Origin of the sequence: Microbacterium aurum (assembly GCF_016907815.1) — a bacterium.
Taxonomy (GTDB): Bacteria; Actinomycetota; Actinomycetes; order Actinomycetales; family Microbacteriaceae; genus Microbacterium; species Microbacterium aurum.
This window is the reverse complement of sequence record NZ_JAFBCQ010000001.1, coordinates 1,678,573-1,702,102: the sequence shown is the minus strand read 5'-3', so window position 1 is coordinate 1,702,102 and position 23,530 is coordinate 1,678,573. Positions and strand designations below refer to the sequence as shown.

The following is a 23,530-nucleotide window of genomic DNA, read 5'->3' as shown; positions in this document are numbered from 1 at the left end:
TGCCGCGGGACTGCACAATTGTCCGTACGCCAATAGGATCATCCGCGTGGATGCCATTGACGAACAGATTCTCACCGTGCTTCGCGACAACGGCAGAGCTTCGTTCAGTGCAATCGGTCGCGACGTTGGCCTGAGTACGAACGCTGTGGCAGCGAGAGTGCGCCGGCTCGAACGCAAGCAGATCATCCTGGGGTATCAAGCGATCCTCGGCACAGACCTGCCCGAACCTGTCTCCGGACTCGAGGTGTTCATCGACGTTCGCCTTCATGCGGACCGCACCTCCAGAGAATTCCTCACCTGGGCAACGAACGACCCAGACATCCTCGACGCGGCCCATGTCACTGGCCCGTACGACTACCTCCTACACGTACGCGCACGAGACACCGGCGCACTTGACCGCCTCCTGGTTCGTCTCAAGAGCGACGGAGGCGCAGCACAGACGCAGACGCGGCTCGCGCTTCGTCCTCAAACCGAATCCCAATAGCCGGCGCGCGCCGCACCGAAGGACCAGGAGCCGTGGGCGGCCCACACAACCCTGAGCACCCCCGCGCCGCGGCCTGGAGATCCCACCAGGATGTCTCACCACCAGCCGTGGGGCACAATCGGTGGGAAAGGTCGGCTCTGGCGCACCGGAGAAGACTCGAACTCCGCAAGCGTCGACAAACGCATTACAGGAACAGGCAATGACTGGGGAACCATCGACATCGCGTAGATCGACCATCGGCCGCGCCTTTGCTGTCCTGGGGTCCTTCGACGCCGAACACCGACGACAATCGCTGTCGTCTATCTCGCGTCGCACCAACCTTCCCATGACCACAGTCCACCGCCTCGTTCACGAGTTGGAAGCCCAGACGGCCCTGGTCCGAGTCTCCGACGGCGATTACGAGATGGGCAGTCGGGTGTGGCGGCTCGGCATTCTTTCCTCCGTGCACGCGGAGCTTCGGGAAGTTGCACTGCCGTACATGGAAGACGTCTACGAGTACTCCGGGGGCGCAGTACAGATCGTGGTGCCCGATGGCCTGCGATGCCTCGTCGTGGAACGCATCGCCGGCTCTCGATCCATGGAGGTACTCTCCAAACCGGGCACGAGGCTCCCGCTGCACGCAACGGGCGTAGGCAAAGTGCTGCTTGCGCTCGGCGAACAGAGCATTCACGACGCCGTGTTCGGCGCGCTCGAGCGCTATACGCCACACACCATCACAAACGCCGAGGAACTCCGTAAGCAGTTGAGAACCATCGCCAAGCGCGGGTACGCACAGACATCGGAGGAACTCGTCGCCGGCGCGAAGTCCATCGCCGTGCCGGTCCGCGGTCGTTCAGGCCTTGCCGTCGCCGCCCTCGGAGTCGTGTCTGCGCAGGATGTCGCAGCACTTGCCCCGCTGGTAAGAGCGCTCCAGGTGACCGCAGACGCCCTTTCTCAGAAGCTGATTTCGTCAGGCTGGCAGTAATCACAAAGCTCCTTTCCGCCTAGCGGAAGGATCCGGGATTTCTGGAATGCCATTCCGTATTCTCAGTGTGTCCGTTCGGATCCTGAAGGAGCACAATGGCGCGCGTCGTCCGCGGGACCCCTCGCACACCCATCGAGATCGTCGACCAGCTCGCCGTTCTGGGGACTGCAACTGTCCATGAAGCCCAGGGTCGCTCCGGGCTCCTTGACCGCCGTTTACGACCCATCTTTCCGGCGAAGATCGCGGGGACAGCGCTGACGTGCGAGGTTGCCCCGGGCGACAACTGGTCGATCCACGTCGCCGTCGAACAGGCGAGCCCCGGCGACCTCCTCGTCGTGACACCCACGAGTCCCTGCGATGACGGGTACCTCGGCGACCTCCTCGCGGAGAGCTTGCTTGCACACGGCGTGCGCGGGCTCGTCATTGACGCGGGTGTCCGCGATGTCGCGACCCTCACAGAGATTGGCTTCCCCGTCTGGTCGAAAGCGATCTTCGCGCAGGGCACCGTCAAGCAGACGCCGGGCAACGTTCAGACCCCCATCCTTATCGCCAACCAGCTCGTCCACCCCGGCGACGTGATCGTCGCCGATGTCGACGGCGTGTGCGTGGTGCGGCGAGAGTCAGCGGCCGCGGTGGCCGAGAAGGGCCGGCAACGCGAGGCGAACGAAGCCTCCAAGCGCGAGCGGTTGCGCGCTGGTGAGCTGGGTCTGGACATCTACGACATGCGTGACGCTCTGGCGGCTAAGGGACTGGTGTACGAGGACTGGTCAGAATGAGCGACGTCGAGCGCATCGTTCCCTGCGCAGTGATGCGCGGCGGAACGTCGAAAGGGCTCTATTTTCTGGCTGCAGACCTCCCCGAAGGTCGCGAGGAACGTGACCGATTCCTCCTCGCCGCGATGGGTTCACCCGACCCGAGAGAGATCGACGGCATGGGAGGCGGGCACCCGCTCACGTCGAAAGTTGCCGTGGTCAGCCCCTCGGAGCGCCCCGGCATCGACGTCGACTACCTGTTCCTGCAGGTGTGGCCAGACCGTGCCGAAGTGAGCGACCAGCAGAACTGCGGCAACATCCTCGCCGGCGTCGGCCCGTTCGCCATCGAATATGGTCTCGTTCCCGCAACGAACGACGTGACGGCGGTGCGGATCTTCATGGTCAACACCGACTCCATCGCGACCGCACTCGTACAGACTCCGGGCGGCAAGGTTCAGTACGCAGGCTCAGCCCGGATCGATGGGGTCCCCGGCACGCACGCACCCATCATGCTCGACTTCGAGGACGTCGCCGGCTCGTCTACCGGCGCACTACTGCCCACGGGCAACGCCGTCGATCTTGTCGACGGAGTGGAGATCACCTGCATCGACAACGGGATGCCTGTGGTCTGCTTGGACGCCGCAGATTTCGGGATCACCGGCTATGAGACCCCCGCCGAACTCGAGGCGAACAGCTTGCTACGCGAGCGAGTCGAGGCGATTCGCCTCGCCGCAGGACGCCGGATGAACCTCGGTGAGGTGGCGGATAAGACCGTGCCGAAGATGAGCCTCCTCGCCCCAGCACGTGACGGGGGCTTGGTCTCCACGCGCATGTTCATCCCGCACCGTGTGCATGAGTCGATTGGCGTGCTCGGCGCCGTGTCGGTCGCGACCGCGTGCATGGTCGAAGGGAGCGTCGCCGCGCGCATAGCCGGCTTGCCAAAGGCCGCGGACGAACTTGAGGTTGCTGTCGAGCACCCGACCGGCGAGTTCACTGTCCAGATGCAGGTCGACCGATCCTCCGAAGCCCTCACGGTTGCCAAATCTGCGCTGCTCCGCACCGCTCGCCTATTGATGACCGGCGAGGTTCACGCCCTCGTCCCAGCGAAGGAGAACTGACCTATGATCATCGATGCCCACGGCCACTACACCACCGCACCGGAGCCGCACACGACCTGGCGCCGTCAGCAGCTCGCTGCCTTTGAAGCGGAGCGACCCAGCCCCGCATACCCCAACATTCCCGACGAGCTCATCGTCGAGTCCATTGAGCAGAACCAGCTCAAGCTCATCCGTGAGCGGGGCAATGACGTGACCATCTTCTCCCCCCGCGCGTCCACCATGGGCCACCACGAAGGTGACGAGCGCGTCAGCGAAGAATGGTCGGTCGCCTGCAACAACCTCATCAAACGAGTCGTCGACCTGTTCCCAGACGCCTTCGTCGGGGTAGCTCAGCTTCCACAATGCCCCGGAAAGGGGCTGGACGCGTCGCTGCATGAAATCGACCGTGTCGTGAACGAGCTCGGCTTCGTCGGAGTCAACGTCAACCCCGACCCCAGCGGCGGGCTCTGGGAGACGTTTCCGCTCACCGACCGGTACTGGTACCCGCTGTACGAGAAGCTCGTCGAGTACGACATCCCCGCGATGGTGCACGTCTCCGCATCGCTCAACCCGAACTTTCACCCGACCGGCGCCCATTACATGAACGCTGACACGACCGCGTTCATGCAGCTTATCCAGGGCGACCTTTTCGCGGCCTTTCCCGACCTGCGCCTAATCATCCCGCACGGCGGCGGCGCAGTGCCCTATCACTGGGGTCGCTATCGGGGCCTTGCCGACATGCTGAAGAAGCCGGACCTGGAAGGCCACCTGATGAACAACGTCTTCTTCGACACGTGTGTCTACCACCAGCCCGGCATCAACCTTCTGACTGAGGTCATCGACACCAAGAACATCCTGTTCGGCTCCGAGATGATTGGCGCGGTCCGCGGCGTCGACCCGACCACCGGCCACTACTTCGACGACACCAAGCGGTACATCGATACGGCCGACATCACAGATGCCGAGCGCACCGCGATCTTCGAGACGAACGCCCGCCGCGTTTTCCCCCGCCTCGACGCGCGGCTGAAGGAGCAGGGCCGATGAGCACGCCCGTCTTTGTGAAGGACACGGACTGGCTCGACTGGGACTCTGAGCCGACGAAACCTTCGTTCCTGGTTCCCCCCGGCGCCGTCGACGCGCACTGCCATGTGTTCGGACCCGGAGGAATCTTCCCGTTCGCGCCAGAGCGCAAATACACCCCTTGCGATGCAAGTCGCGAGCAACTGTTCGCATTGCGCGACTTCCTGGGGTTCGACAAGAACGTCGTCGTGCAGGCCACCTGCCACGGCTCCGACAATGCCGCGCTCCTCGACGTGCTCGAGCATTCGGACGGACGTGCGCGGGGCGTTGTGACGGTACGGCCGGAAGTCGACGTATCAGAACTCGCCCGAATGCATGAACTCGGCGTGCGCGGCGTCAGATTCAACTTCGTCAAGCGTCTCGTAGACCCGAAGCCGGATGAGTATTACCGCACCATCATCGAAAAGATCCGGCCGCTCGGTTGGCACGTCGTGCTGTACTTCGAGCCCGACGATCTGGCGGACCGCTGGGACTTCTTCACCTTTCTCGATGTGCCCATCGTCGTCGACCACATGGGCCGCCCCGACGTTTCGCGTCCAGTCGCGAACCCGCAGTTCGAGCTGTTCCAGTCCTTCATGCGTGAGAACCCTCAGGTGATCACGAAGGTCAGCTGCCCAGACCGCCTCAGCATCACCGGTTCTCCCGAGTACACGGATGTCGTGCCATTCGCCCGCGCCATCGTCGAGGAGTTCCCCGACCGCGTGCTGTGGGGCACCGACTGGCCGCACCCGAACATGAAGAAGGAGATGCCCGACGACGGCATCCTCGTCGACTACGTGCCTTCCATTGCCACCACCCCGGCGCTGCAGCAGAAGCTGCTCGTCACCAACCCCACAACCCTGTATTGGAGCTGATCATGACCAAGCCGGACTTCCATCAGTTCGACGATCTCCCCGGAACCACCATCTTCACGATTCAGAAAGCACGCGAAGGGTTCCAGCTCAACCAGTTCTGCATGAGCCTCACCAAGGAAGAGAACCGCTCGAGATTCCTCGCCGACGAACGCGCGTACGTCGATGAGTGGGAGATGACTGAGGACCAGAAGCAGGCCGTCCTCACGCGAGACTTCCAGAAAATGCTCGACGGTGGAGGGAACGTCTACTTCCTCTCGAAGATCTTCGCTTCGGACGGCCTGTCGTACGTCCAAGCAGTAAGCACCATGACCGACATGAACGTCGAGCAGTACAAGCAGATGATGGTCGACGGTGGTCGCAACATCGAAGGCTGGCGCTCGAAGAAGGAACGAGGAGAAGCCTGATGGCACGCATCACGGCCGGTATCGCGACCAGTCACGTCCCCGCCGTTGGCGCGGCTATCGACATGGAACGCACCGAGGAGCCCTACTGGAAGCCGATGTTCGACGGCTACGAGTTCTCGAAGGCATGGATGAACGAGAACACTCCTGATGTCGCCATCATCGTGTACAACGACCACGCCTCATACTTCGGGATGGACATCATGCCGACGTTCGCCATGGGGATCGCAGACTCGTTCGCCATCTGCGACGAGGGCTACGGCCCGCGCCCGGTCCCGGTGGTTGACGGCGCCCCGGAACTGGCGACGCACGTGGCGGCGTCGCTCATCCTCGATGACTTCGACCTGACCGTGCTCAACGTGCTCGAGGTCGACCACGGCCTGACCGTACCGATGTCGCTTATGTTCGGCACACCCGACAAGTGGCCGACGAAGGTGATCCCGCTGCCGGTGAACGTGGTCATGTATCCGCAACCCTCCGGGGAACGATGCCTGTCCATCGGAAAGGCCATCCGGCGCGCTGTCGAGCAGTTCGACGAGGACCTCAACGTGCAGGTGTGGGGAACCGGCGGCATGAGCCATCAGATCCAGGGCGCCCGGGCAGGCCTCATCAATCTGCCGTGGGACAAGCAGTTCATGGACGACCTCATCAACCAGCCCGAGGTGCTGCAGTACAAGCCACACCTCGAGTACATGCGGGAGGCCGGGTCCGAGGGTGTCGAGCTCATCATGTGGCTCATCATGCGCGGCGCCCTCGGTGAGCAAGTCGAAGAGGTCTATCGCTTCAACCACGTGCCGGCGTCGAACACGTCGGTTGGGCACCTCATCCTCGCTCCGAAGGAGAACTGAATGTCACTGAACGTCGCTGTTGTCGGGCTCGGAGCCTTTGGGACGAAGCATCTCGAGGCGCTCGCGAACATACCCGACGCGAATGTTCTGTACGTTGCGCACTCAAAGCAGGAGAAGGCTGACCAAGTCGCCGCCGAGGTTGGTGCTCGGCGCGGCTTCGCCGACTATGACGAGCTGCTCGCGCAGGATGACTTGGACGCCGTCATTCTCGCCACGCCGACTCATCTGCATCACGAGCAGACCATCGCCGCGCTGCGCGCTGGAAAGCACGTCGAGGTGGAGATTCCGATGGGTGACTCGTTGGCCCAGATCGAGGAGATCGTGACCATGCAGCGGCAGACCGGCTTGGTTGCCATGGCCGGCCACACACGCCGGTTCAATCCCTCGCACCAGTATCTGCATCGAAAGGTGCAGGCGGGTGAGTTCGCGATCCAGCAGATGGACGTGCAGACCTACTTCTTTCGTCGCACGAACACCAACGCACTCGGTCAGCCGCGCTCTTGGACCGACCACCTTCTGTGGCACCACGCCGCGCACACGGTCGACCTTTTCGCCTACCAGACCGGGCAGAAGATCGTGCAGGCCAACGCGATCCAGGGGCCGAAGCATCCGGAACTAGGAATCGCGACGGACATGTCCATCCAGCTCAAAGCCGAGGGCGGCGCGATTTGCACGCTCTCGCTCTCGTTCAACAACGACGGCCCCTTCGGCAGCTTCTTCCGCTACATCGGCGACACTGGCACCTACATCGCGCGCTATGACGACCTCGTTACGGGCAAGGACGAGATCATCGACGTGTCGAAGGTGGATGTCTCTATGAACGGCATCGAGCTTCAAGACCGTGAGTTCGTCTCCGCGATTCAGGAAAGGCGCGAGCCCAACTCGAGCGTCGCGCAGGTCCTTCCCTGCTACGTCGTGCTCGACCAACTGCAGCGCCAACTCGACTTCTGACCCTGCCTCTACGACTGCAGATTGGTTCTCCCGCATGCAAAGGTTCGCCCTGCTGGGCGCAGGATTCATCGGGTCCGTTCACGCCCGAAACCTGCATCTGAACAAGAACATCGACTTCCGTGTCGTCTACGACGTCGACGGGGGTCGAGCTCAGTCCATCGCCGACGAGTACGGCCTGACTGTCGCCCCCACGATTGATGCGGTCTTCGACTCGGGCGAGATCGATGCGGTCCTCATCGCCTCATCGACCGACATGCACGCCGAACACCTGAGGCGCGCCGCGGACGCCGGCGTTGCCGCTTTGGTGGAAAAGCCCATCGACTTGGACTTGGTGCAGGCCACCGAGGTCACCCGCTACGTTCAGGCTTCCGGTATCCCCGCGATGGTCGACTTCAATCGGCGATTCGACCGGAACCACAACGAGCTGAAGCGGATCATCGACGGAGGCGAGATTGGGAAAGTCGAGCTGATACAGATGAGCGGCCGCGGGCCTTCGCTGCCCCCTTTGGAGTATCTGCGCGTCTCCGGAGGGCTGATGCGAGATCAGACAGTCCACATGTTCGACCTGGCCCGATGGATAGTCGGCACGGATCCCACTCACGTGTTCGTGACGGGATCCGCCCTGTCCGATGCTCAGGTTGCAGAGATCGGCGATATCGACACCTCCGTTGCCACGCTGCGCTTCGAGGATGGGACAATCGCGCAGATCGACAGTGTTCGACGCACCGGCTACGGCTACGACGAACGCATCGAGGTGATGGGATCGGACGGACTCGTTGAATCAGGCCGCCAACAGGTCGGTGCGGTCAGTCGGTATCACGGCCGGCACAAGACCACCGACGGTCTTCATGAGGGGTGGGCTCAGCGGGTAGAAGCAACGTACGCCACCGCGCTGGACGCGTTCGTCAACGCACTCGAGACCGGGTCCCCACTTCCCAACACTCTCGACGACGGGCTGAAGGCGCAAGCAATCGCCGAAGCCGCCACCCGCTCGCTCCGCACGGGCCAGCTAGAGCCCATCATCTACGTCCAGTAGCGACCAGTCCGGCGAACCCATATCCGTGGTCAAGGCCTCCTGAGTTGCGAAACTCAGGAGGCGTTGCTGTACGGCACCTTCACGCTGTGCAAGAGGCGCGAGTAAGTGAGTGCGACACCATCCCCGGTCGTGCTTGTGTAGCCGACATCGTCAAGCATCTCTGAGACGTTCATCATCTCCAGCTGGCGGCGCTTGACGTTCCTCACTGTGTCGCTGAGCATCGCCTTCGCCGTCGACGGGTCCAGGGAACCGAAGATGCGAAGAACTTCCTCATACATCCAGTCCTGGAAGCCCAGCATCTGGCCAGCCCACAGGGCGTCGATTATCGCGGCCGCGATGCCGGTGGTCAGAATGCTGCGCACCAGTCTTCGAGCTGAGGCGTCACCTACCCGGTCCGACACACGCTCGAGTCTTAGGCCGTACTGTCCGACAGCGTCGACAAGGTCCGTTGCCCGTGGTCCCGAAGCGGTGAGCTTCGCGAGTGTCTCCGACCCCGGTAGCGGGTCGCAGACACCAACATCAACGTAGGCGCCCTCAGGGAGCACTTCTGCGCAAGCTTGGGCGATCTCGGGCGTGACATCGCTGAAGTCGGCGTACAGGGCCCCGTTCGCCAGTGCCGGTCCTACCTCGCTGACAGTGCGTCGCGAGTGCGATAACGGGACGATTCCCAGCACGATGTGAGCGTCACCAACGTCGACCAGCTCGGCTCCCCCATCGCGAAGGGTCTGCACGACAGCGGTTCCGAGCGGCGTGGACGAAATCACGGCGATTCTGCTCATCACGACCTCCTTCTCGTCAACGGTCGAACAGCTGCATCTGGGCTTCGGTGTGGTGGCCGCCAACGGCTGGAGCAATGTCTGTGAGGCGTTGCATCTGAGCGTCCGACAACACGATGTCGAGCGCGCCGAGGTCCTCCTCCAGATGGTCGATACGGGTCGTGCCGGGTATCGGTGACCAGGAAGGATCCCGCGCGAGGAGCCAGGCGAGTGCAACCTGCGCCTCGGTGGCGCTCACCTCGTCAGCAACCACCGTGACTTCGCGAAGAGTCTCGAGGTTGCGTTCAAGGGCTCCGGGAAGGAATCTCGGATTGGTGCGTCGCCAATCGTCTGCATCCAACGGGTCGAGGGACCGGATCTTGCCAGTGAGTAGTCCTCGGTTGAGCGGTGAGTACGGCACAAAGCCGATGCCGAGCTCACTGAGCACATCGAGCGTGCCGTCGTCGGCGTCCCGGGACCAGAGCGAGTACTCCGATTGCACCGCGGCAACGGGATGTACCGCGTGCGCCCGGCGGATAGTCCCTTTGCCGGCTTCTGAAAGGCCCACGTGACGGATTTTGCCTTCGTCGACGAGTGCGGACAGTGTGCCCATCACATCTTCGATGGGCACGTCAGGGTCGACGCGATGCTGGTAGTACAGGTCGATGCGGTCTGTCTGCAGACGGCGCAACGATCCCTCCACGGCGATCCGAATGCTCAGCTCAGAGCTGTCTACCGGGGCCTTCTTACCCGTGTGGGAGCGCAGGCCGAACTTCGTCGCGAGTACGACGTCGTCGCGACGACCGTGCAGCGCCGACCCCAGCAGCGTCTCGTTGCTGAGGGGGCCGTAGAGCTCGGCCGTATCGAGGTGCGTGACGCCGAGATCGAGCGCACGATGCAGCGTGCGAACTGCTGACGCGTTGTCGATGCTGTGACCTGTGTAAAGGTGCGACATCCCCATGCAACCAAGACCGAGGCGCGACACCCGCAGGTCGCCGAGGGCGGTGTACTTCATGGTCGAGCGCCTCCGTCGGAGCGCGGGTCCGCACGCGAAGCGTCCAACGTTGTCCGCAGCGTGCTCCCGCGGTCGTTGTAGGTCCGCAGACCCGGCACAGCAGCATCCGACCGTCGCCTGTAGACGACCGTCGCGTAGCTGGCCCAGCCGGCAGGAATCACGAAGGGACCTCGGTCGCCCGGCGGAGGGCGACGACGGGAATCGTCCTGCTCGTCCGCTCCTGATACGAACGGAAGTTGGCGTGTTCGACGTTGTGGAGGGGAGATTCGAACTTCGCCCACGCCTGTGAGCGCTCCGGCTCGTCGAGGTCGATGACTGAGACCGACTCGACCCCATCAGGAGTCTCGATTGTCGTTCGTGGCCGCGCGGTGAGGTTGAGGTACCACGCGGGGTGCCGCTCCGTCCCACCTGCGGAGGCTGCAATGAACCAAGTGTCTTCGTCATCACGAAGCGCCACGAGAGGCGTCACATACTCGCGCCCGGACACATTGCCGCAGTGATGCAGGAGAATCAGGCGTTTGCCGAAGTTCTCCAACGGCACATCCCCACCGTGTGATCGGAACGACGCAATGATGCGTTCGTTACGTTCAGCGCTGTTCGCAGGCATCGGTCGTCGCAATCAGGCGACAAGGTCGTAGACGACGACCTTCTCAATCGCACCGTCCGCGAACAGGGCGACGAGTTCCTGATGTGCGGGGTGCGGAAGATAGTTGTCCCGCGCCGCCTCATCGGTGAACGACATTGACAGTGCGTAGTCGAACCCGTCCTCGAGTCCCTCGGGGCTGACGCTCGGCCCCTCTACCAACCACTCGATTCCCACGATGCGCTGGGCGAGACCACGTGCGATCCCGCGCGCGCGGTCTCGGTGCGCGGCCGGTGTTTCCGGGGCCCAGCGGATCAGGACGTTGTGCAGGACACTCATTGAATTGCGACTCTCTCTCCGGTGTTGATGCTCTGTACTGCGGCGACGACGACGCGCTGCAGGTGCAGCCCGTACCGAGCGTCGAGTTCATGCGGCTGCCCACTGCGGACGGCTTCTGCGAACTCCGCACGCAGGGATCCGAACGCCTCGGCATCGGCGAGCAGGCGAGTGCCTCCGAGAAGCGCCTCGCCATAGATGCCGCCCATCGCGGGGATCACGTCCAGCTCCCTGATGACCTCTTCGTTGAACAGCCCTACCTCGATCCGGAGTGGGTCTGCCGCGACATGCGAGCACAGCGAGACCTGTGAGACTGCGCCCCCGGCGTGTTCCAAGGTCACCGCTGTCCACTCCTTGCTGCCGTGTACGGCGGTCACCGCTTCGACAGTGCTGATAGTGGTCTGCAGCAGGTCGATGGCATGCGGACCGATATCGAGGATGGAGCCCTTGGCGAGGCGCCATGGCGTGGCGAAGGGGCCGCCCAGGTAGGCGTTGGTGAGGAAGAGAGCGCGGCCCCCACGGAACGTGTGCCGCTGCGCCTCGGCCACGAACTCTCTGACTTTCGCCGCGTACCGGTAGGTCAAGGTGACAACCGATGCGACGCCTGCGTCCTCGATGATTTGGACCAACTCAGCAGCGTCCTCGAGCGTCTCAGCAATGGGCTTCTCGAGAAGGACGCCGCGGCCTGCTCGCGCGGCCGTTGCGGCGAACTCCGCCTGAACGGCCGGGGGTACTGCGAACGCGACGGCTTCGCAGGCGTCGAGGAGGGCCTCGTACGACGGGAACGCCGGGACACCCCATCGAGCAGCCAACTCCGTGGCCGCTTCTGGGCGCCGTGTCCATACGCCGACCAACTCTGTCTCTGGCCCGGCTGCGAGCATGGGCGCGTGTACCTGTTCAGCCCAGGGGCCAGCTCCGACCAGGCCCACGCGAACGGGTGCGGGAACGTTCATTCGATCTCCTCCGACGGGGCATCCCCAGTGATTGCTGCAAGCAGGCTAGCCCGGTCGTACTCGCCAGCGAGACGGGGCTCACCCGCTCGCCCTTCCTTCATCAGCACGATGCGGTCAGAGAGTCGGAGCAGTTCGGTCAGGTCGTCAGAGATCAGGATGACGGACACACCCGATTTCGTCAGCGCATCGACCTGGTCATACAGCTCGACCGTCGCCCCCACGTCTACGCCGGCCGTCGGCTGGTCGAGGATCAGGACGGCCGCGTCCGCCGCTGTCGCCCGGGCGAACAGCGCCTTCTGCTGGTTGCCGCCGCTGAGAGCGCTGATCTCGACCCGCGGGTCACGGGGTCGGACAGCGAAGCGGTCCATGAGGTCTGCCACCCTCTGGCGGCGCAGGCGAGTCCGTACGAACCCGAATCGGCTCAATCCGCGGGAGAGCGCTGCGACTGCGACATTCTCCGCGATTGGACGGGTGCTGAGGATGCCTTCCGTCTTGCGGTTCGCGGGCAGCATCAGGATGCCCGCGGATAGCGCCTTCTTGGGGCTGTTGGGGAGGCCCCGGAACGTCTTGGTCTCGATTCGCCCTCGCCTGCGGGATTCGCTCTCGCCGACGATTGCCCGGGCCAGGTCGGTGCGGCCCGATCCTTGCAGGCCGGCGAAGCCGAGCACCTCGCCCCGGTGCAGTGTGAAGTCCACGGGGTCGAACACACCGTCCACGGTCAATCCGTCTACGACGAGCGCGACCTCGCGGTCGATGTCCGTGGACTCGAGGTTCTGTCGCGCGCTGATCTCGATTTCGCGGAACTTGTCCCCGACCATGAGGCGCGCGAGCTCGTGAACCGTTAGGTCTGCCAGTGGCTGCGAGGCCACCAGATGACCGTCGCGCAAAACCGTGACCCGGGTCGCGACCGAGAAGATCTCCTCGAGAAAGTGGGAGATGTACACGATGGCGACACCCCGGTCAGCCAGGCCTCGAATGATGCTGAACAGTCGGTCTCGCTCTTCGGACGACAGGCGAGCTGTGGGCTCGTCCATCACGAGGACTCGCGCCTTGCGGGACACAGCCTTCACGATTTCAGTCAGCTGCTGATCGCCGACACCGAGCAAGCCGACCGGAGTATCGATGGGGAGGTCGATGCCCAGAGACTTCGCGTCTTCCGCGGATCTGCGGGTGAGCTTCCGGTGGCTGATGGAGCCCGGCACCCCGAGCGAGGGCTCACGTCCGAGAGCGATGTTCTCGCCGACGGTCAGGTCGGGGGCGAGCGCGAACTCCTGGTAGATGACCGCGATGCCCTCGTCGAGCGCCTTGCGGGGCGAGGTCATCGAGACAAGGTCGCCGGCAACAGCGATTTCGCCGCCGTAGTCGGGGTATAGGCCGGCGAGGATCTTCATCAAGGTGGACTTACCGGCGCCGTTCTCCCCGACAAGGGCATGCACCTCGCCCGGCTGGACTGCGAAGTCCACGCCATGCAGAACTCGCCCACCTGGGAAGTCCTTCGTGATCTGGTCCATGACCAGGGCTGCTTCCCCGCGCCCCCGGCTCCCGGTGTTGTCAGACCGGGAGCCGGGCGCGGTGGATGCGCCGGCGGATGCAACTGTCGCGTCCACGGAAGTCCTTCCTCAAGTGGTGAATGGATCAGTAGGGCTCGATGTCGCCCAGGTCGTCCTTCGTGATGATTTCGTTCTTGCTGTAGTCGCGCGGCTGGGGGACCTTGTCCTTGTCTCCGCGGAGCCAGTTGACGGCGTCTTCCACCGACTTGTAGCCCTGCTCGTACGGGTCCTGCCAGATGGCTACGTCGATCAAGCCGCTTTCGATGCCGGGCGCGACCGCCTTCGGGATGTCGCCGACGATCCATTTCACATCGTCACGGCCGTTCTCGTGAGCCCACTGGGCCGGAGCGATTCCCTCGGGACCCTGGTCGACAATCATGTCGATCTCGCCCGGTCCGAATCGGTTGAGGAAGTCCTGGCCGACGGTGAGCGCCTGCGCGTTGTCCCAGTTGGCGGTCTGCTCGGCGAGGATCTCCACATCCGGGCACTTCTCCTTGATGCCATCGTTCAGACCGGTCTGTCGGTCCAACTGCGGCGACGAACCGAGGATGCCCAGGATGACGGCGATCTTGCCCTTCCCGCCGAGTTCCTCGCAGACTGCGTCGGCCATGGTCTTGCCGAACGTCACGTTGTCGGATCCGACGTAGGTGATGACCTTGTCGTCCTCGATGACGGTGTTGTTGGCGATGACCGGGATGCCTGCCTCATGAGCTGCCTGGAGTGCCGGAACGATCCCGACCCCGTCGGACGTGGTCACGACGAGAGCATCCTTGCCCTGGGCGACGAACTGCTGGATGATCGCGATCTGCTGCGCGAGGTCTCCCTGTCCGTTCTGGACGTCCACCGTGACGCCCAGGTCCTCGGCCGCCTGCTTCTCCCCCGCGACCATCGGGGTCATGTAGGGAACGGTCGTGTCGAACACGAGAACACCGATGTCGTAAGACTCATCGCCGCCCGCTGAGCCTTCGGGCGAAGCTCCTCCGGACGCGCAACCCGCGACGGACAGGGCAACTGCTGTGGTGAAGATTCCGATAGCGGCCAGCCGCTTTGCAAACTTCGTTGTCATGCCACACCTCCACTTGACTTTCTCTGATAGCTGTCAACCCCGACCGCGAGCAGTACGACTGCTCCCGTGACTGCGGGCTGCCAATACGGCGATACGCCGTAAAGATTGAGGGCGTTAGCGAGGACACCCAGAAGGAGCGTGCCGATGACGGCGGAGTGCACTCCGCCGGTGCCGCCCCGAAGAGGTGTGCCGCCGACAACCACGGCCGCGATGGCGGTGAGTGGCCACGTGGTGCCCGCCGTCGGCTGGCCGATGCTGGTCTGGCCGAGGAGAACCAACCCGGCCAGTCCGGCGAGCGTGCCGCCCACGATGAAGGTGAACAGGAGCACACCCTGCACCGGCACACCAGCCAGACGGCTTGCCTCGCGACTAGAACCGACGGCGTAGACGTAGTGGCCGATCTTCGTCCATTTGAGGACTACGAAGATCAGCAGCGCGACTCCGGCGAAGACGATGGCGGGAATCGGGATCCCAGCGATCTTCCCGAGACCAAACTGTGTGAACTCGGGCGGGATACCGGAGATCGGGGCAGCGTTCGTGGACGCGTAGATGATCCCGAGAATGATGGTGCTGCTACCGAGCGTCGCCACGAACGGGGTGATACGGGCACGGGAGACGAGCAGACCGTTGAAGGTACCGGCGACGAGGCCCACGGCGATTCCGCCGAGGACTCCCAACGGGATGGAGCCGGTTCCGGTCATGATGGCAGCGCCCGCCATCGTCGATGCCGCGCCAATAGCGCCGACTGAGAGGTCGAATCCACCCGCGATGATCATGACGGCCATACCGCACGCGACGATCCCGATGATGGAGCTCTGCTGCAGGATGTTCAGCAAGTTGTTCGGTTGCCGGAAGCTCTCGTTGGTCACGAGGAAGATGATGAGCATGACCACGAATGCTGTGAGCATGCCGTAGCGCAGTCCGAAGTTCTTGAGGCTGCCTGCGGTGGGGCGGCCTGCCGGCGCCTGTCGCGCCGCGTAGTTTGCGGTGGCGACGGTCTCGGTCTTCGTCGCCTGAGCGGGTGATCTCATGGGGATCCTTTTTCCTTCGCCGGTGGGCGGCGTCCGGGCTTCGGAAGGCGTCCCGCTCCGCGGGCAACTTCCTCGTTGCTGGAATGGTGTTCTGATTTCGAACTAGGTTCAGGCTAACTTGGAATGACATTCCAGTCAAGAATTAGTCCGCAAAAGGGGTGCTGCAGGCCTCCGCCCGCAGCACCCCTTCGGGGCGTCAGGTCATCCAGCGGCCGCCGGTGACGTTGAGAGACTGCCCGGTGAGGAATGAGGCGTCGTCGGAGCACAGGAAGCTCACGACATTCGCGATGTCCGTCGGCTCGGTAGCGCGGCCCATGGGTACGACGTCGGGGAGGTGGCTGAACGTGTCGCTGACATCAGCACCGTCCAGCGCGGCGCCTTCCTTCGCGATCTGCTTCATCATGTCCGTGTTCATGATGGCCGGGCAGATGGCGTTGACCGTGACGCCCGTGCGGGCGAGCTCAACGCCCGTCGCCTGGGTCAGTCCCACGACGCCGAACTTGGACGCGCAGTAGTGCGCGATGTTGGCTTCACCACGCTTGCCCACATCCGACGCGATGTTCACGATGCGCCCCCATCCCGAGGATGTGAGGTGCGGCAGCGCGGCGCGAGTGAGCAGGTACGGGCCCTTGAGGTTGATGTCGAGAACGCGGTCCCATTCGGCTTCGTCGATCTGCTCAAGCGGGAGGATGGAGATGACACCCGCGTTGTTGATGAGAACGTCGATGGTTCCGAACCGTTCGACGACGCTGTCGACGAACTCCGCAACGGATGCTGCCGAGGCAACATCGACGGAGAAACCTGCCGCCCGCACTCCGGTCGACGCCGCGATCTCCTGCGCGGCCTGGTCCGCGGACTCGGTGCGGACGTCACCAATCACGACATCGAACCCGTCCTCGGCCAGCCGCTGTGCGATGGCCCGCCCCGCGCCCCGGCCCCCGCCGGTGATGACGGCGACGCGTCCTTCTGCATGTGTCTTGCTCATGTACTTCTTCCTCTCTTCAGTGAGATTTATCGCGCGAGTACGCCCGCGTCGATGGGCCAATTGCATCCGGTCACGGTTCGGGCCGCGGACGATGCGAGAAACACGGCAGCTGCCGCGACGTCTTCAGGCTCGTTGATGCGTTGCAGCGTCCCTTTGGACAGAAGCTCGGCACGCGTTTGCGGGTCTTCGAGCGCGGGACGGGCAAGCTCTGTGTTCGTCACGGCCGGGGACAGCATCACGACCCGCACCCCGTGCGTCCCGAGCTCGATGGCTGCGGTCCGAGTCAGCTGCAGCACCGCGCCCTTGCTCGCTGCGTACGCGGCATAGTCTGCGCGTCCACGCACAGCGAGGTCCGAGCCGATGTTGATGATGACGCCGTAGCGCTGATCCACCATCCGCCGCCCGGCAGCACGGATCATGAGGAAGACGCCGCGAACGTTCGCGTTCATGACTCGGTCGAAACTGGCGATGTCGGTGTCCAGGATCGGGGAGGTTTCCAGAAGGGCCGCGTTGTTGACGAGCACATCCACGGTGCCGAAGTGCGCTGCGGTCTGTTCGACCATTCGCTCGGCGTCTTCTTCATCAGCAACGTCGCCGGCGACCGAGAACGCTTCGCCGCCGTTCGCTTCGATCCGTGCGCGGGTCTCCACCGGCTCGTGTCGAGCGGCGATTGCAACCCTGGCCCCAGCGTCGGCTGCGGCCAGAGCAATAGCAGCTCCGATGCCTCTCCCCCCGCCGGTGACCAGAACGACGCGATCCTGCAGAGGACGAACGTCCGTCACCGTCTCAGCTCTCATTCGTGTAGAACGGCGTGCGCGGACCGACGTGAACATGGAAGGTCTTCGACACGAGGTACTCCTCGAGTCCACGCCTTCCCTTCTCGCGAGCGTTGCCCGACTCCTTGTAGCCGCCGAACGGCAACTGTGGGGAACCATCGTTGGCCGTGTTGATCCACACGGTTCCGCTGCGCAGGGCGCGGCCCATCTGGATGGCACGGTCGATGTTCTTCGTCCAGACCCCGTTGGCGAGGCCGTACACGGAGTTGTTGGCCAACTCGATGGCCTCGGCGTCCGTTGAGAAGCGCGCAGTCACGAGAACCGGACCGAAGATCTCCTCCTGGAAGACCTTCAGGTCGGGGCCGACGTGGTCGAGGATCGTCGGCGCAACGAACAGGCCGTCCTCTGCGCTCTCCACCACGACACGCTCACCCCCGGTAACGAGCGTCGCGCCGCTCTCGGTCCCCGATGCGATGTACGACAGCACGGTTTCCATGTGGGACTCGCTGATCATCGCGCCGATGTCGGTTCGCTCGTCGAAGATGTCCCCGACACGGAGGCTCTCTGCGCGGCGGGCGAGGCGCTCAACAAACTCATCCGCGATGGTGTCCTGCACCAGCAACCGGGTGCCTGCAATGCAGGTCTCTCCCTGGTTGTAGTAGACGCCGAACAGTACCCCGTCTACGGCGTCGTCGAGGTTCGCATCGTCGAAAACGATGGTCGCGCCCTTTCCTCCCAGCTCGAACGACAGGTGCTTGTGGGTCTTGCTCGCCGTGGCAGCAATCTGGTGCGAGACCTCTGTTGACCCTGTGAAGGAGAGAAAGTCGATGTCCTTGTGCGCGGCAAGGTACTGGCCGATGACCGACCCTTTGCCCGTGATCACATTCACCACGTTTGCCGGCACCCCGGCTTCGAGTGCCAGTGCGGACATCTCCAGCGCTGTTCCAGAGGTGAGCTCGGCCGGCTTGACGACGACGGTGCAGCCAGCAGCGAGGGCGAAGGGGACCTTCTGCGAGTAGATGATGGCCGGGAAGTTCCACGGCACGATGGCGGCAACCACGCCAACCGGCTCTTGAAGGACAACGCCGAGGTCCACGCCGTGCACCCGGTCGTATGCCTCGCCCCGGATCTCGAACGCCAACGTCCCGGCGTACTCGGTGAGGTCGATGGCGCCCTGAATGTCACCGCGGGCGATGCGAATCGGCTTTCCGACCTCAGCTGCTTCGATCTGCGCGAGCCGTTCCTTGTTGGCGCGAATCAGTTCCGCCCAGCGCAGGAGGATGCGGCCCCGCTCAATGGGAGCCATGTTCGACCACCGTCCGTCATCGAACGCTTCCCGCGCTCCGGCTACTGCAGCTTCCGCGTCGTCGATGGTCGCGGAAGCGTAGCGGCCCGCAAGTTTACCATTGGCGGGATTGTGCCGTTCCGTGAAGTCACCGGCGTCAGGCGTCCAACGCCCGTCGATGAGATGCGTGTAACTGCGAACCTCTGATGTTGTGCTCACGGCGGTCCTCTCCCTCATTGGCTGGTCCTCACTCCTCGTGACCTCGGTCAACATAGCACTTCTGGAACGGTATTCCAATCTTGTTCGGTGTTATCGTTACGGCAGATTCTCTCGCCGTCGAGGCGAGAAGAGGGAGGTTGAGTGTGGCCAGTGCATTCGAACGCGGGCTTTCCATCGTGGAGTTGCTCGCTGGCAAAGAGGCCGGGCTCCCTCTGCATCAGATTGCCGACACGCTCGTAATACCCCGCAGCGCGGCTCATCGCCTCCTGGCCGAACTCATCGACGCGGGGTTCGTCCATCAGAAGGGCGAGATGGGGAACTACGCCCTCGGGCTCAAGATCGCCGCACTGGGTCTGCGCCACCTGGCCGCGAACGACCTGGTGAGTGTGTCGAAGCCGATCCTCGATTCCTTGGCCGAGCGCTCGCAAGAGCTGGTAAGACTCGCCATGGTGGACACCGACAACAACACAATGGTATGGGCGGTGAAGGCCCAGGGCATGCGCTCCGGACTTCGCTACGACCCCGAGTCTGGCGTCGCGGTGACCTTGAGCTGCTCGGCCACAGGTTTGGGCTGGATGAGCTTCATTCCTGAGCAGGAGGCACTGACCCGCATCCTGCAGCAGGGCATCGGTTCGCGAGAAGACTTCGCTCCGAACGCTCCCCAGACGATTGACGAGCTCCGCGAAATCATGGAGACCACTCGCAAACAGGGGTATGCCATCGCGATAGACATGTATACCCGCGGGATCGGGTCCGTGGCGGCGCCAGTGTTCGATGGCGACTCGGTCGCCGGAGTGTTGAGTGTCGCGGGGCCGACGGCTCGGCTCGACGAAGCTCGCCTTCGTGAACTGAGCGTGCCTCTGCGAGAGGCTGCACAAGAGCTCACGACGCTCCTGGAACAGACCGCTGGCGCGCTCGACGGCCGCGTCATGGACGGCGCCTGAGTGGGGCTCACCGGGTCCTGAGATTCCGGCGAATGTGGGCGGCGTGGTGACGCCGACGCATTCGAGATTCGACTTCGGGGACCGCTGCCCACGCAGTCGCGGATGAGACGCCCCCCGAGGGGAGAGGCCGCATCAAATGGACGAGAACCCCGGCGACGCGTTGCGACGCATCGCAATCAAACTTGCCGCAATCGCGGAGACCGGCCTAGGGTTCGCCGACGATCCATTCGACCGTGGTCGCTATGTCGATGTCGGCAAGCTTGCGCACGAGCTCATGGCAGCGGTCTGCTCTAGGCCCCTGCCGGCATTTGACTACGAGATTGCTTTGGCAGCCGGTTACGCGACGCCGAAGGTCGATGTGCGCGCGGGCATCTTCGACGAGGAAGGCAACGTCCTCCTCGTACGCGAATCCGCGGACCACGGGCTCTGGACGCTGCCAGGCGGGTGGGCTGATGTTTTGGAGACACCGAGGGAGGCTATCGAGCGAGAGGTGCTGGAAGAGGCGGGCGCCCACGTACGGGCAGTGCATCTGGCAGCTGTAGTGGACCGCGAACGCTGGCCGCACACTCCCGCCTACGACCGGCACATTTACAAGCTGCTGTTCGTCTGCGAACTCCTGCAACCCGTCTCTGCGGATTTCGAGAGCAACGAGACAAGCGGGATTGGATGGTTCTCGCTGGACGACCTTCCGCCCCTCTCGACCGCTCGGGTCCTGCCCGAGCAGATCGCACTTCTTCATCGGCACTGGTCACAGCCGGCACCCGCGTTCCTCGACTAGTTTGAGCACCCCCGTGGCGCTCTTCGTGACGACCTCGGCCCCACCTTCACGACTCCACGTCGACACCGGCCCGAGATGGGCGCGACATCCCGACCCGCTACGGGGCCGGACTCGAAACTACTTGCGCGTGGCGTGTTGGGCAGCCAAGAAGCCGAACGTCAGCCCGGCGCCGACCTGGCATCCTGCACCCGGATATTCGGCTGCCATCACCGAGTCTGCATCGTTGCCGCACGCGTAGAGACCAGGAATCGGCTGTCCGGTGGCATCGACGACCCGCGCGTCCTTATCCGTTTTCAGCCCGGCGGCGGTACTCAACGGGGTTGGGACCACAGCGAGCGCATAGTACGGGGGACGAGATATCGGGCCCAGGTTGGGGCTTGGACGATGCTGAGGGTCGCCGTACTGTAGCCCGAACGAGCTCGAGCCTTTTCCGAAGTCTTTGTCGAGGCCGTCGGCCGCCGCCACATTGCTCTCGCGGACCGTGGCTTCAAGTCCTGCAGGATCCACCCCGATGCGTTCGGCGAGCTCCGCAATGCTCGACGCCTCGATGATGTATCCCTGCCGTACATAGCGACGTCGCACCGCGGCGGGAACCATGGGGCGGATAAGACCCAGCCCGTACCGGCGCAGCGTCTGCTGGTCGAGGACCAGCCACGCGGGAACCGCTTCGTCGCCGGCGCGCTGCGCGTCATACATCGCCCGGGTGAAGCGGTGGTACGACACGGACTCATCGACGAAGCGGCGCCCCGACTTGGCCACCGCGATAATGCCTGGTTTCGCCCTGTCCCAGATGTGGGGAAAGACCGCCAGCGATCCGTCGCGACGAGTCCCGACTGACGACGGGAACCAGAAGGCGTTGTCGCCGTGGTCGCCAATCACCCCGCCCGCCTCCACGCCGAGAGCGAGCGTTTCGCCCGACGCCCCGACTGCCGCACGCGTGTACTGGGGGGTGGGTTTCGGCAGCAGCCGTTCCCGCCACTGCCTTCCAGCAGCGAATCCCCCACCTGCGAGCACTACGCCGCGCGTGACATTGATGGTCTGTTCCCGTCCGTCGGATTCAACAACCGCACCGCTCACTCGGCCGTCTTCTATGAGGAGTCGCTTGACGTTTGCGTTCAGTCGCACCTCACCACCACGTTTGAGGAGCTGGTAGTAGAGAGTGCCGACCAGAGCATTCCCCATCGTCAGCCGAGTCCCGCGGGGGTACCTCAGGATGTCGAATAACCATCGCCAGCCCAGGCGAAGGGCGAGCAGCACCGCCTTTGGCGAGGCGTGGAAAATGCCCATGAGATCGTTGACCTCGGCTCGGCGCACCATCAGGCTGCCGCCGAAGAGCGCGAATTCTGGAACTGGCGGACGGATGTGGCTGAACCGGTCCCGCCCCAGAGTGCGCCCATCGAACGGTTCGGGCTCGAGTGCTCTCCCCACGCCCGCGCCGGGCAGTTCCGGGTGGTAGTCCACAACAGTGCGGGAGTGCCGGAACGTTACCCCCAGACGGGAAAGACGTTCCAGCATCGTCGGACCGACGGCCAGGTACTGCTGACGAAGTTCCTTGGGCGCCTTGTCACCGACGAGTGCGTCGAGGTACTTCTCGCCCGCCCCACGATCCCCGTCCGCGTCATCCCCAAACAGCGAATGGCCCGGCATCCAGCACGTCCCCGCACTGTACGCAGTTGTCCCGCCCAGATACTCCGTCTTCTCCAACACCACGGCTCGAAGGCCGTTGTCTGCGGCCACCAGGGCGGACGCGAGGCCGGCTGCCCCAGCACCGATGACGAGGAAGTCAACGGACTCCGGGAAATCAAAGTTGCCGGTCATGATTGCTCGCCTGTCGCCGACGCGAGCGTGGCAAGCAGATCGCGGGCAGCGCGCAGATTCACCGCAACGAAGTCCACGTCCGACATCCGCTCGCGGAGCGCGGTGTTGGGCACCTCCACGCTCACCGGGATGCTTGGCGGCGCGAACCGTACGAACTTCGCGAGCGGCAGTTCGCCGGCTCCGACGGGCAAGCGGTTCGAGCGCGACTCCGTGGAGAGCGCAAGGATGCCCCCGTCCCCCGGAGCGTCGGCCGGGGCGTCGCAGAGTTGCAGGACGGGGAACAGGTCCGCCTCGACGTCGGCGACGGTGTCGAACGGCGTGTGGGCGCGCGTGAGATGAAGGGGATCGACGAGAACAGCCGAACCTGTCGCGCGTGCCGCGGAAAGCGCCTCCGACAAAGTGCTGAGGCGCTGGTAGCTGATTGGCTCGAGCGCAGGCCGGATGCCATGTGCGGCGGCATCGGCTGTGAGAGCAGCGAGATTGTCGAGAGCGCGGCTGCGATCTGAGTCCGATATGGCGACCGACAGCAGGGACGCTCCGAGAAAGGCGCCCGACTCCAGCGCGGGCAGCCAGTCGTCTCGTCGGATTGTCTCATCAAGGAGGACGAACTCTATGTCGAGGACGTGCAGGCCAGTGTCACCGAGTCGGGTTGCCGTTTCGCGGAGAGTTCGCGAGCGCGGTTCCATGTCGAGGCTCGGATCGTTCGCGTTGAAGGGCTTCACGCGCACGCCGAGGAAGTCAGCGCCGGCCTCCGATGCGACGGTGACCGCTTCCGGTGCGGGTAGTGGGGCGAGCGTGAGATATGCGATGCCCATCTCACGGTTCGAGCCCGTAGTGCCGGACGGCGACTGTGGGCGCGCGTCGTGCTCGTTCACGTTCATGTTCGCTCGCTCTCCTCGAAACCTGCGGCAGCGAAGGTTCGTCAGCTTAGTCAGATCTTTGGTACGTCGATCACAACTGGAATACTAT

General features: G+C 63.9%; 25 protein-coding genes. 12 read left to right on the top strand and 13 right to left on the bottom strand.

Features of this window, described 5'->3' with window-relative positions:
* Positions 1-46: 46 nt before the first annotated feature.
* From JOD60_RS08550 to JOD60_RS08510, 10 genes are all read left to right on the top strand, one after another.
* On the top strand, positions 47-484 hold the full coding sequence (locus JOD60_RS08550; RefSeq protein ID WP_076690244.1) for an Lrp/AsnC family transcriptional regulator: 438 nt from the start codon (positions 47-49) through the stop codon (positions 482-484).
* 199 nt (positions 485-683) lie between these two features.
* The gene (locus tag JOD60_RS08545; protein WP_076690243.1) at positions 684-1,448 is read left to right on the top strand and encodes an IclR family transcriptional regulator; all 765 of its coding nucleotides are present in this window, start codon (positions 684-686) and stop codon (positions 1,446-1,448) included.
* Positions 1,449-1,543: 95 nt separating this feature from the next.
* Complete coding sequence (locus tag JOD60_RS08540) at positions 1,544-2,224, top strand: 4-carboxy-4-hydroxy-2-oxoadipate aldolase/oxaloacetate decarboxylase (protein WP_076690242.1); 681 nt, start codon at positions 1,544-1,546, stop codon at positions 2,222-2,224.
* Positions 2,221-3,318: a 4-oxalomesaconate tautomerase gene (locus JOD60_RS08535; RefSeq protein WP_076690241.1), complete on the top strand. Its 1,098-nt coding sequence runs from the start codon at positions 2,221-2,223 to the stop codon at positions 3,316-3,318. The genes JOD60_RS08540 and JOD60_RS08535 overlap by 4 nt, the downstream gene beginning before the upstream one ends.
* Before the next feature lie 3 nt (positions 3,319-3,321).
* Positions 3,322-4,341: an amidohydrolase family protein gene (locus JOD60_RS08530; RefSeq protein ID WP_076690240.1), complete on the top strand. Its 1,020-nt coding sequence runs from the start codon at positions 3,322-3,324 to the stop codon at positions 4,339-4,341.
* On the top strand, positions 4,338-5,231 hold the full coding sequence (locus JOD60_RS08525; protein WP_076690239.1) for an amidohydrolase family protein: 894 nt from the start codon (positions 4,338-4,340) through the stop codon (positions 5,229-5,231). The genes JOD60_RS08530 and JOD60_RS08525 overlap by 4 nt, the downstream gene beginning before the upstream one ends.
* A gap of 2 nt (positions 5,232-5,233) precedes the next feature.
* A complete protein-coding gene (gene ligA / locus JOD60_RS16720) occupies positions 5,234-5,635 on the top strand; it encodes a protocatechuate 4,5-dioxygenase subunit alpha (protein WP_076690238.1) in 402 nt (133 codons plus the stop codon).
* Entirely contained in the window at positions 5,635-6,480 is an 846-nt protein-coding gene (locus tag JOD60_RS08520; protein ID WP_076690237.1) for a class III extradiol dioxygenase subunit beta, read from the top strand. Before ligA ends, JOD60_RS08520 begins: the two co-directional genes overlap by 1 nt.
* Positions 6,481-7,431 (top strand): Gfo/Idh/MocA family oxidoreductase, encoded by a 951-nt coding sequence (locus tag JOD60_RS08515; RefSeq protein ID WP_076690236.1) that lies wholly within the window; start codon positions 6,481-6,483, stop codon positions 7,429-7,431.
* Between the two features lie 34 nt (positions 7,432-7,465).
* Positions 7,466-8,467: a Gfo/Idh/MocA family oxidoreductase gene (locus tag JOD60_RS08510; protein WP_076690235.1), complete on the top strand. Its 1,002-nt coding sequence runs from the start codon at positions 7,466-7,468 to the stop codon at positions 8,465-8,467.
* Between the two features lie 53 nt (positions 8,468-8,520).
* On the opposite strand, the gene JOD60_RS08505 is transcribed toward JOD60_RS08510, so the two are convergent.
* From JOD60_RS08505 to JOD60_RS08455, 11 genes are all read right to left on the bottom strand, one after another.
* A complete protein-coding gene (locus tag JOD60_RS08505) occupies positions 8,521-9,246 on the bottom strand; it encodes a hypothetical protein (protein ID WP_076690234.1) in 726 nt (241 codons plus the stop codon).
* Positions 9,247-9,262: 16 nt separating this feature from the next.
* Positions 9,263-10,237, bottom strand: coding sequence for an aldo/keto reductase (locus JOD60_RS08500; RefSeq protein ID WP_076690233.1), 975 nt, complete (start codon positions 10,235-10,237; stop codon positions 9,263-9,265).
* Positions 10,238-10,394: 157 nt separating this feature from the next.
* The gene (locus JOD60_RS08495; RefSeq protein WP_076690232.1) at positions 10,395-10,844 is read right to left on the bottom strand and encodes a nitroreductase/quinone reductase family protein; all 450 of its coding nucleotides are present in this window, start codon (positions 10,842-10,844) and stop codon (positions 10,395-10,397) included.
* Positions 10,845-10,856: 12 nt separating this feature from the next.
* Positions 10,857-11,159, bottom strand: coding sequence for a Dabb family protein (locus JOD60_RS08490; RefSeq protein WP_076690231.1), 303 nt, complete (start codon positions 11,157-11,159; stop codon positions 10,857-10,859).
* Positions 11,156-12,109: a Gfo/Idh/MocA family protein gene (locus JOD60_RS08485; protein WP_076690230.1), complete on the bottom strand. Its 954-nt coding sequence runs from the start codon at positions 12,107-12,109 to the stop codon at positions 11,156-11,158. The genes JOD60_RS08490 and JOD60_RS08485 overlap by 4 nt, the downstream gene beginning before the upstream one ends.
* Entirely contained in the window at positions 12,106-13,620 is a 1,515-nt protein-coding gene (locus JOD60_RS08480) for a sugar ABC transporter ATP-binding protein (RefSeq protein WP_076690229.1), read from the bottom strand. Before JOD60_RS08480 ends, JOD60_RS08485 begins: the two co-directional genes overlap by 4 nt.
* Positions 13,621-13,744: 124 nt before the next feature.
* Positions 13,745-14,725, bottom strand: a complete 981-nt coding sequence (locus tag JOD60_RS08475; protein ID WP_076690228.1) for a sugar ABC transporter substrate-binding protein — start codon at positions 14,723-14,725, stop codon at positions 13,745-13,747.
* Complete coding sequence (locus tag JOD60_RS08470) at positions 14,722-15,612, bottom strand: ABC transporter permease (RefSeq protein WP_198159147.1); 891 nt, start codon at positions 15,610-15,612, stop codon at positions 14,722-14,724. The genes JOD60_RS08475 and JOD60_RS08470 overlap by 4 nt, the downstream gene beginning before the upstream one ends.
* Before the next feature lie 340 nt (positions 15,613-15,952).
* Positions 15,953-16,741, bottom strand: a complete 789-nt coding sequence (locus JOD60_RS08465) for an SDR family NAD(P)-dependent oxidoreductase (RefSeq protein WP_076690226.1) — start codon at positions 16,739-16,741, stop codon at positions 15,953-15,955.
* 26 nt (positions 16,742-16,767) lie between these two features.
* On the bottom strand, positions 16,768-17,538 hold the full coding sequence (locus tag JOD60_RS08460) for an SDR family NAD(P)-dependent oxidoreductase (protein ID WP_076690225.1): 771 nt from the start codon (positions 17,536-17,538) through the stop codon (positions 16,768-16,770).
* Positions 17,528-19,021, bottom strand: a complete 1,494-nt coding sequence (locus tag JOD60_RS08455; RefSeq protein ID WP_076690224.1) for an aldehyde dehydrogenase family protein — start codon at positions 19,019-19,021, stop codon at positions 17,528-17,530. The genes JOD60_RS08460 and JOD60_RS08455 overlap by 11 nt, the downstream gene beginning before the upstream one ends.
* Positions 19,022-19,164: 143 nt before the next feature.
* On the opposite strand from JOD60_RS08455, the gene JOD60_RS08450 reads away from it, so the two are divergent.
* Both JOD60_RS08450 and JOD60_RS08445 read left to right on the top strand, forming a co-directional pair.
* On the top strand, positions 19,165-19,965 hold the full coding sequence (locus JOD60_RS08450; protein ID WP_076690223.1) for an IclR family transcriptional regulator: 801 nt from the start codon (positions 19,165-19,167) through the stop codon (positions 19,963-19,965).
* A gap of 136 nt (positions 19,966-20,101) precedes the next feature.
* Positions 20,102-20,743: an NUDIX hydrolase N-terminal domain-containing protein gene (locus tag JOD60_RS08445; protein ID WP_076690222.1), complete on the top strand. Its 642-nt coding sequence runs from the start codon at positions 20,102-20,104 to the stop codon at positions 20,741-20,743.
* A 117-nt stretch (positions 20,744-20,860) separates the two neighbouring features.
* Here the strand turns inward: JOD60_RS08445 and JOD60_RS08440 are convergent, their stop codons facing one another.
* Both JOD60_RS08440 and JOD60_RS08435 read right to left on the bottom strand, forming a co-directional pair.
* A complete protein-coding gene (locus JOD60_RS08440) occupies positions 20,861-22,561 on the bottom strand; it encodes an FAD-dependent oxidoreductase (RefSeq protein ID WP_076690221.1) in 1,701 nt (566 codons plus the stop codon).
* Positions 22,558-23,442, bottom strand: a complete 885-nt coding sequence (locus JOD60_RS08435) for a sugar phosphate isomerase/epimerase family protein (protein WP_076690220.1) — start codon at positions 23,440-23,442, stop codon at positions 22,558-22,560. Before JOD60_RS08435 ends, JOD60_RS08440 begins: the two co-directional genes overlap by 4 nt.
* Positions 23,443-23,530: the final 88 nt, after the last annotated feature.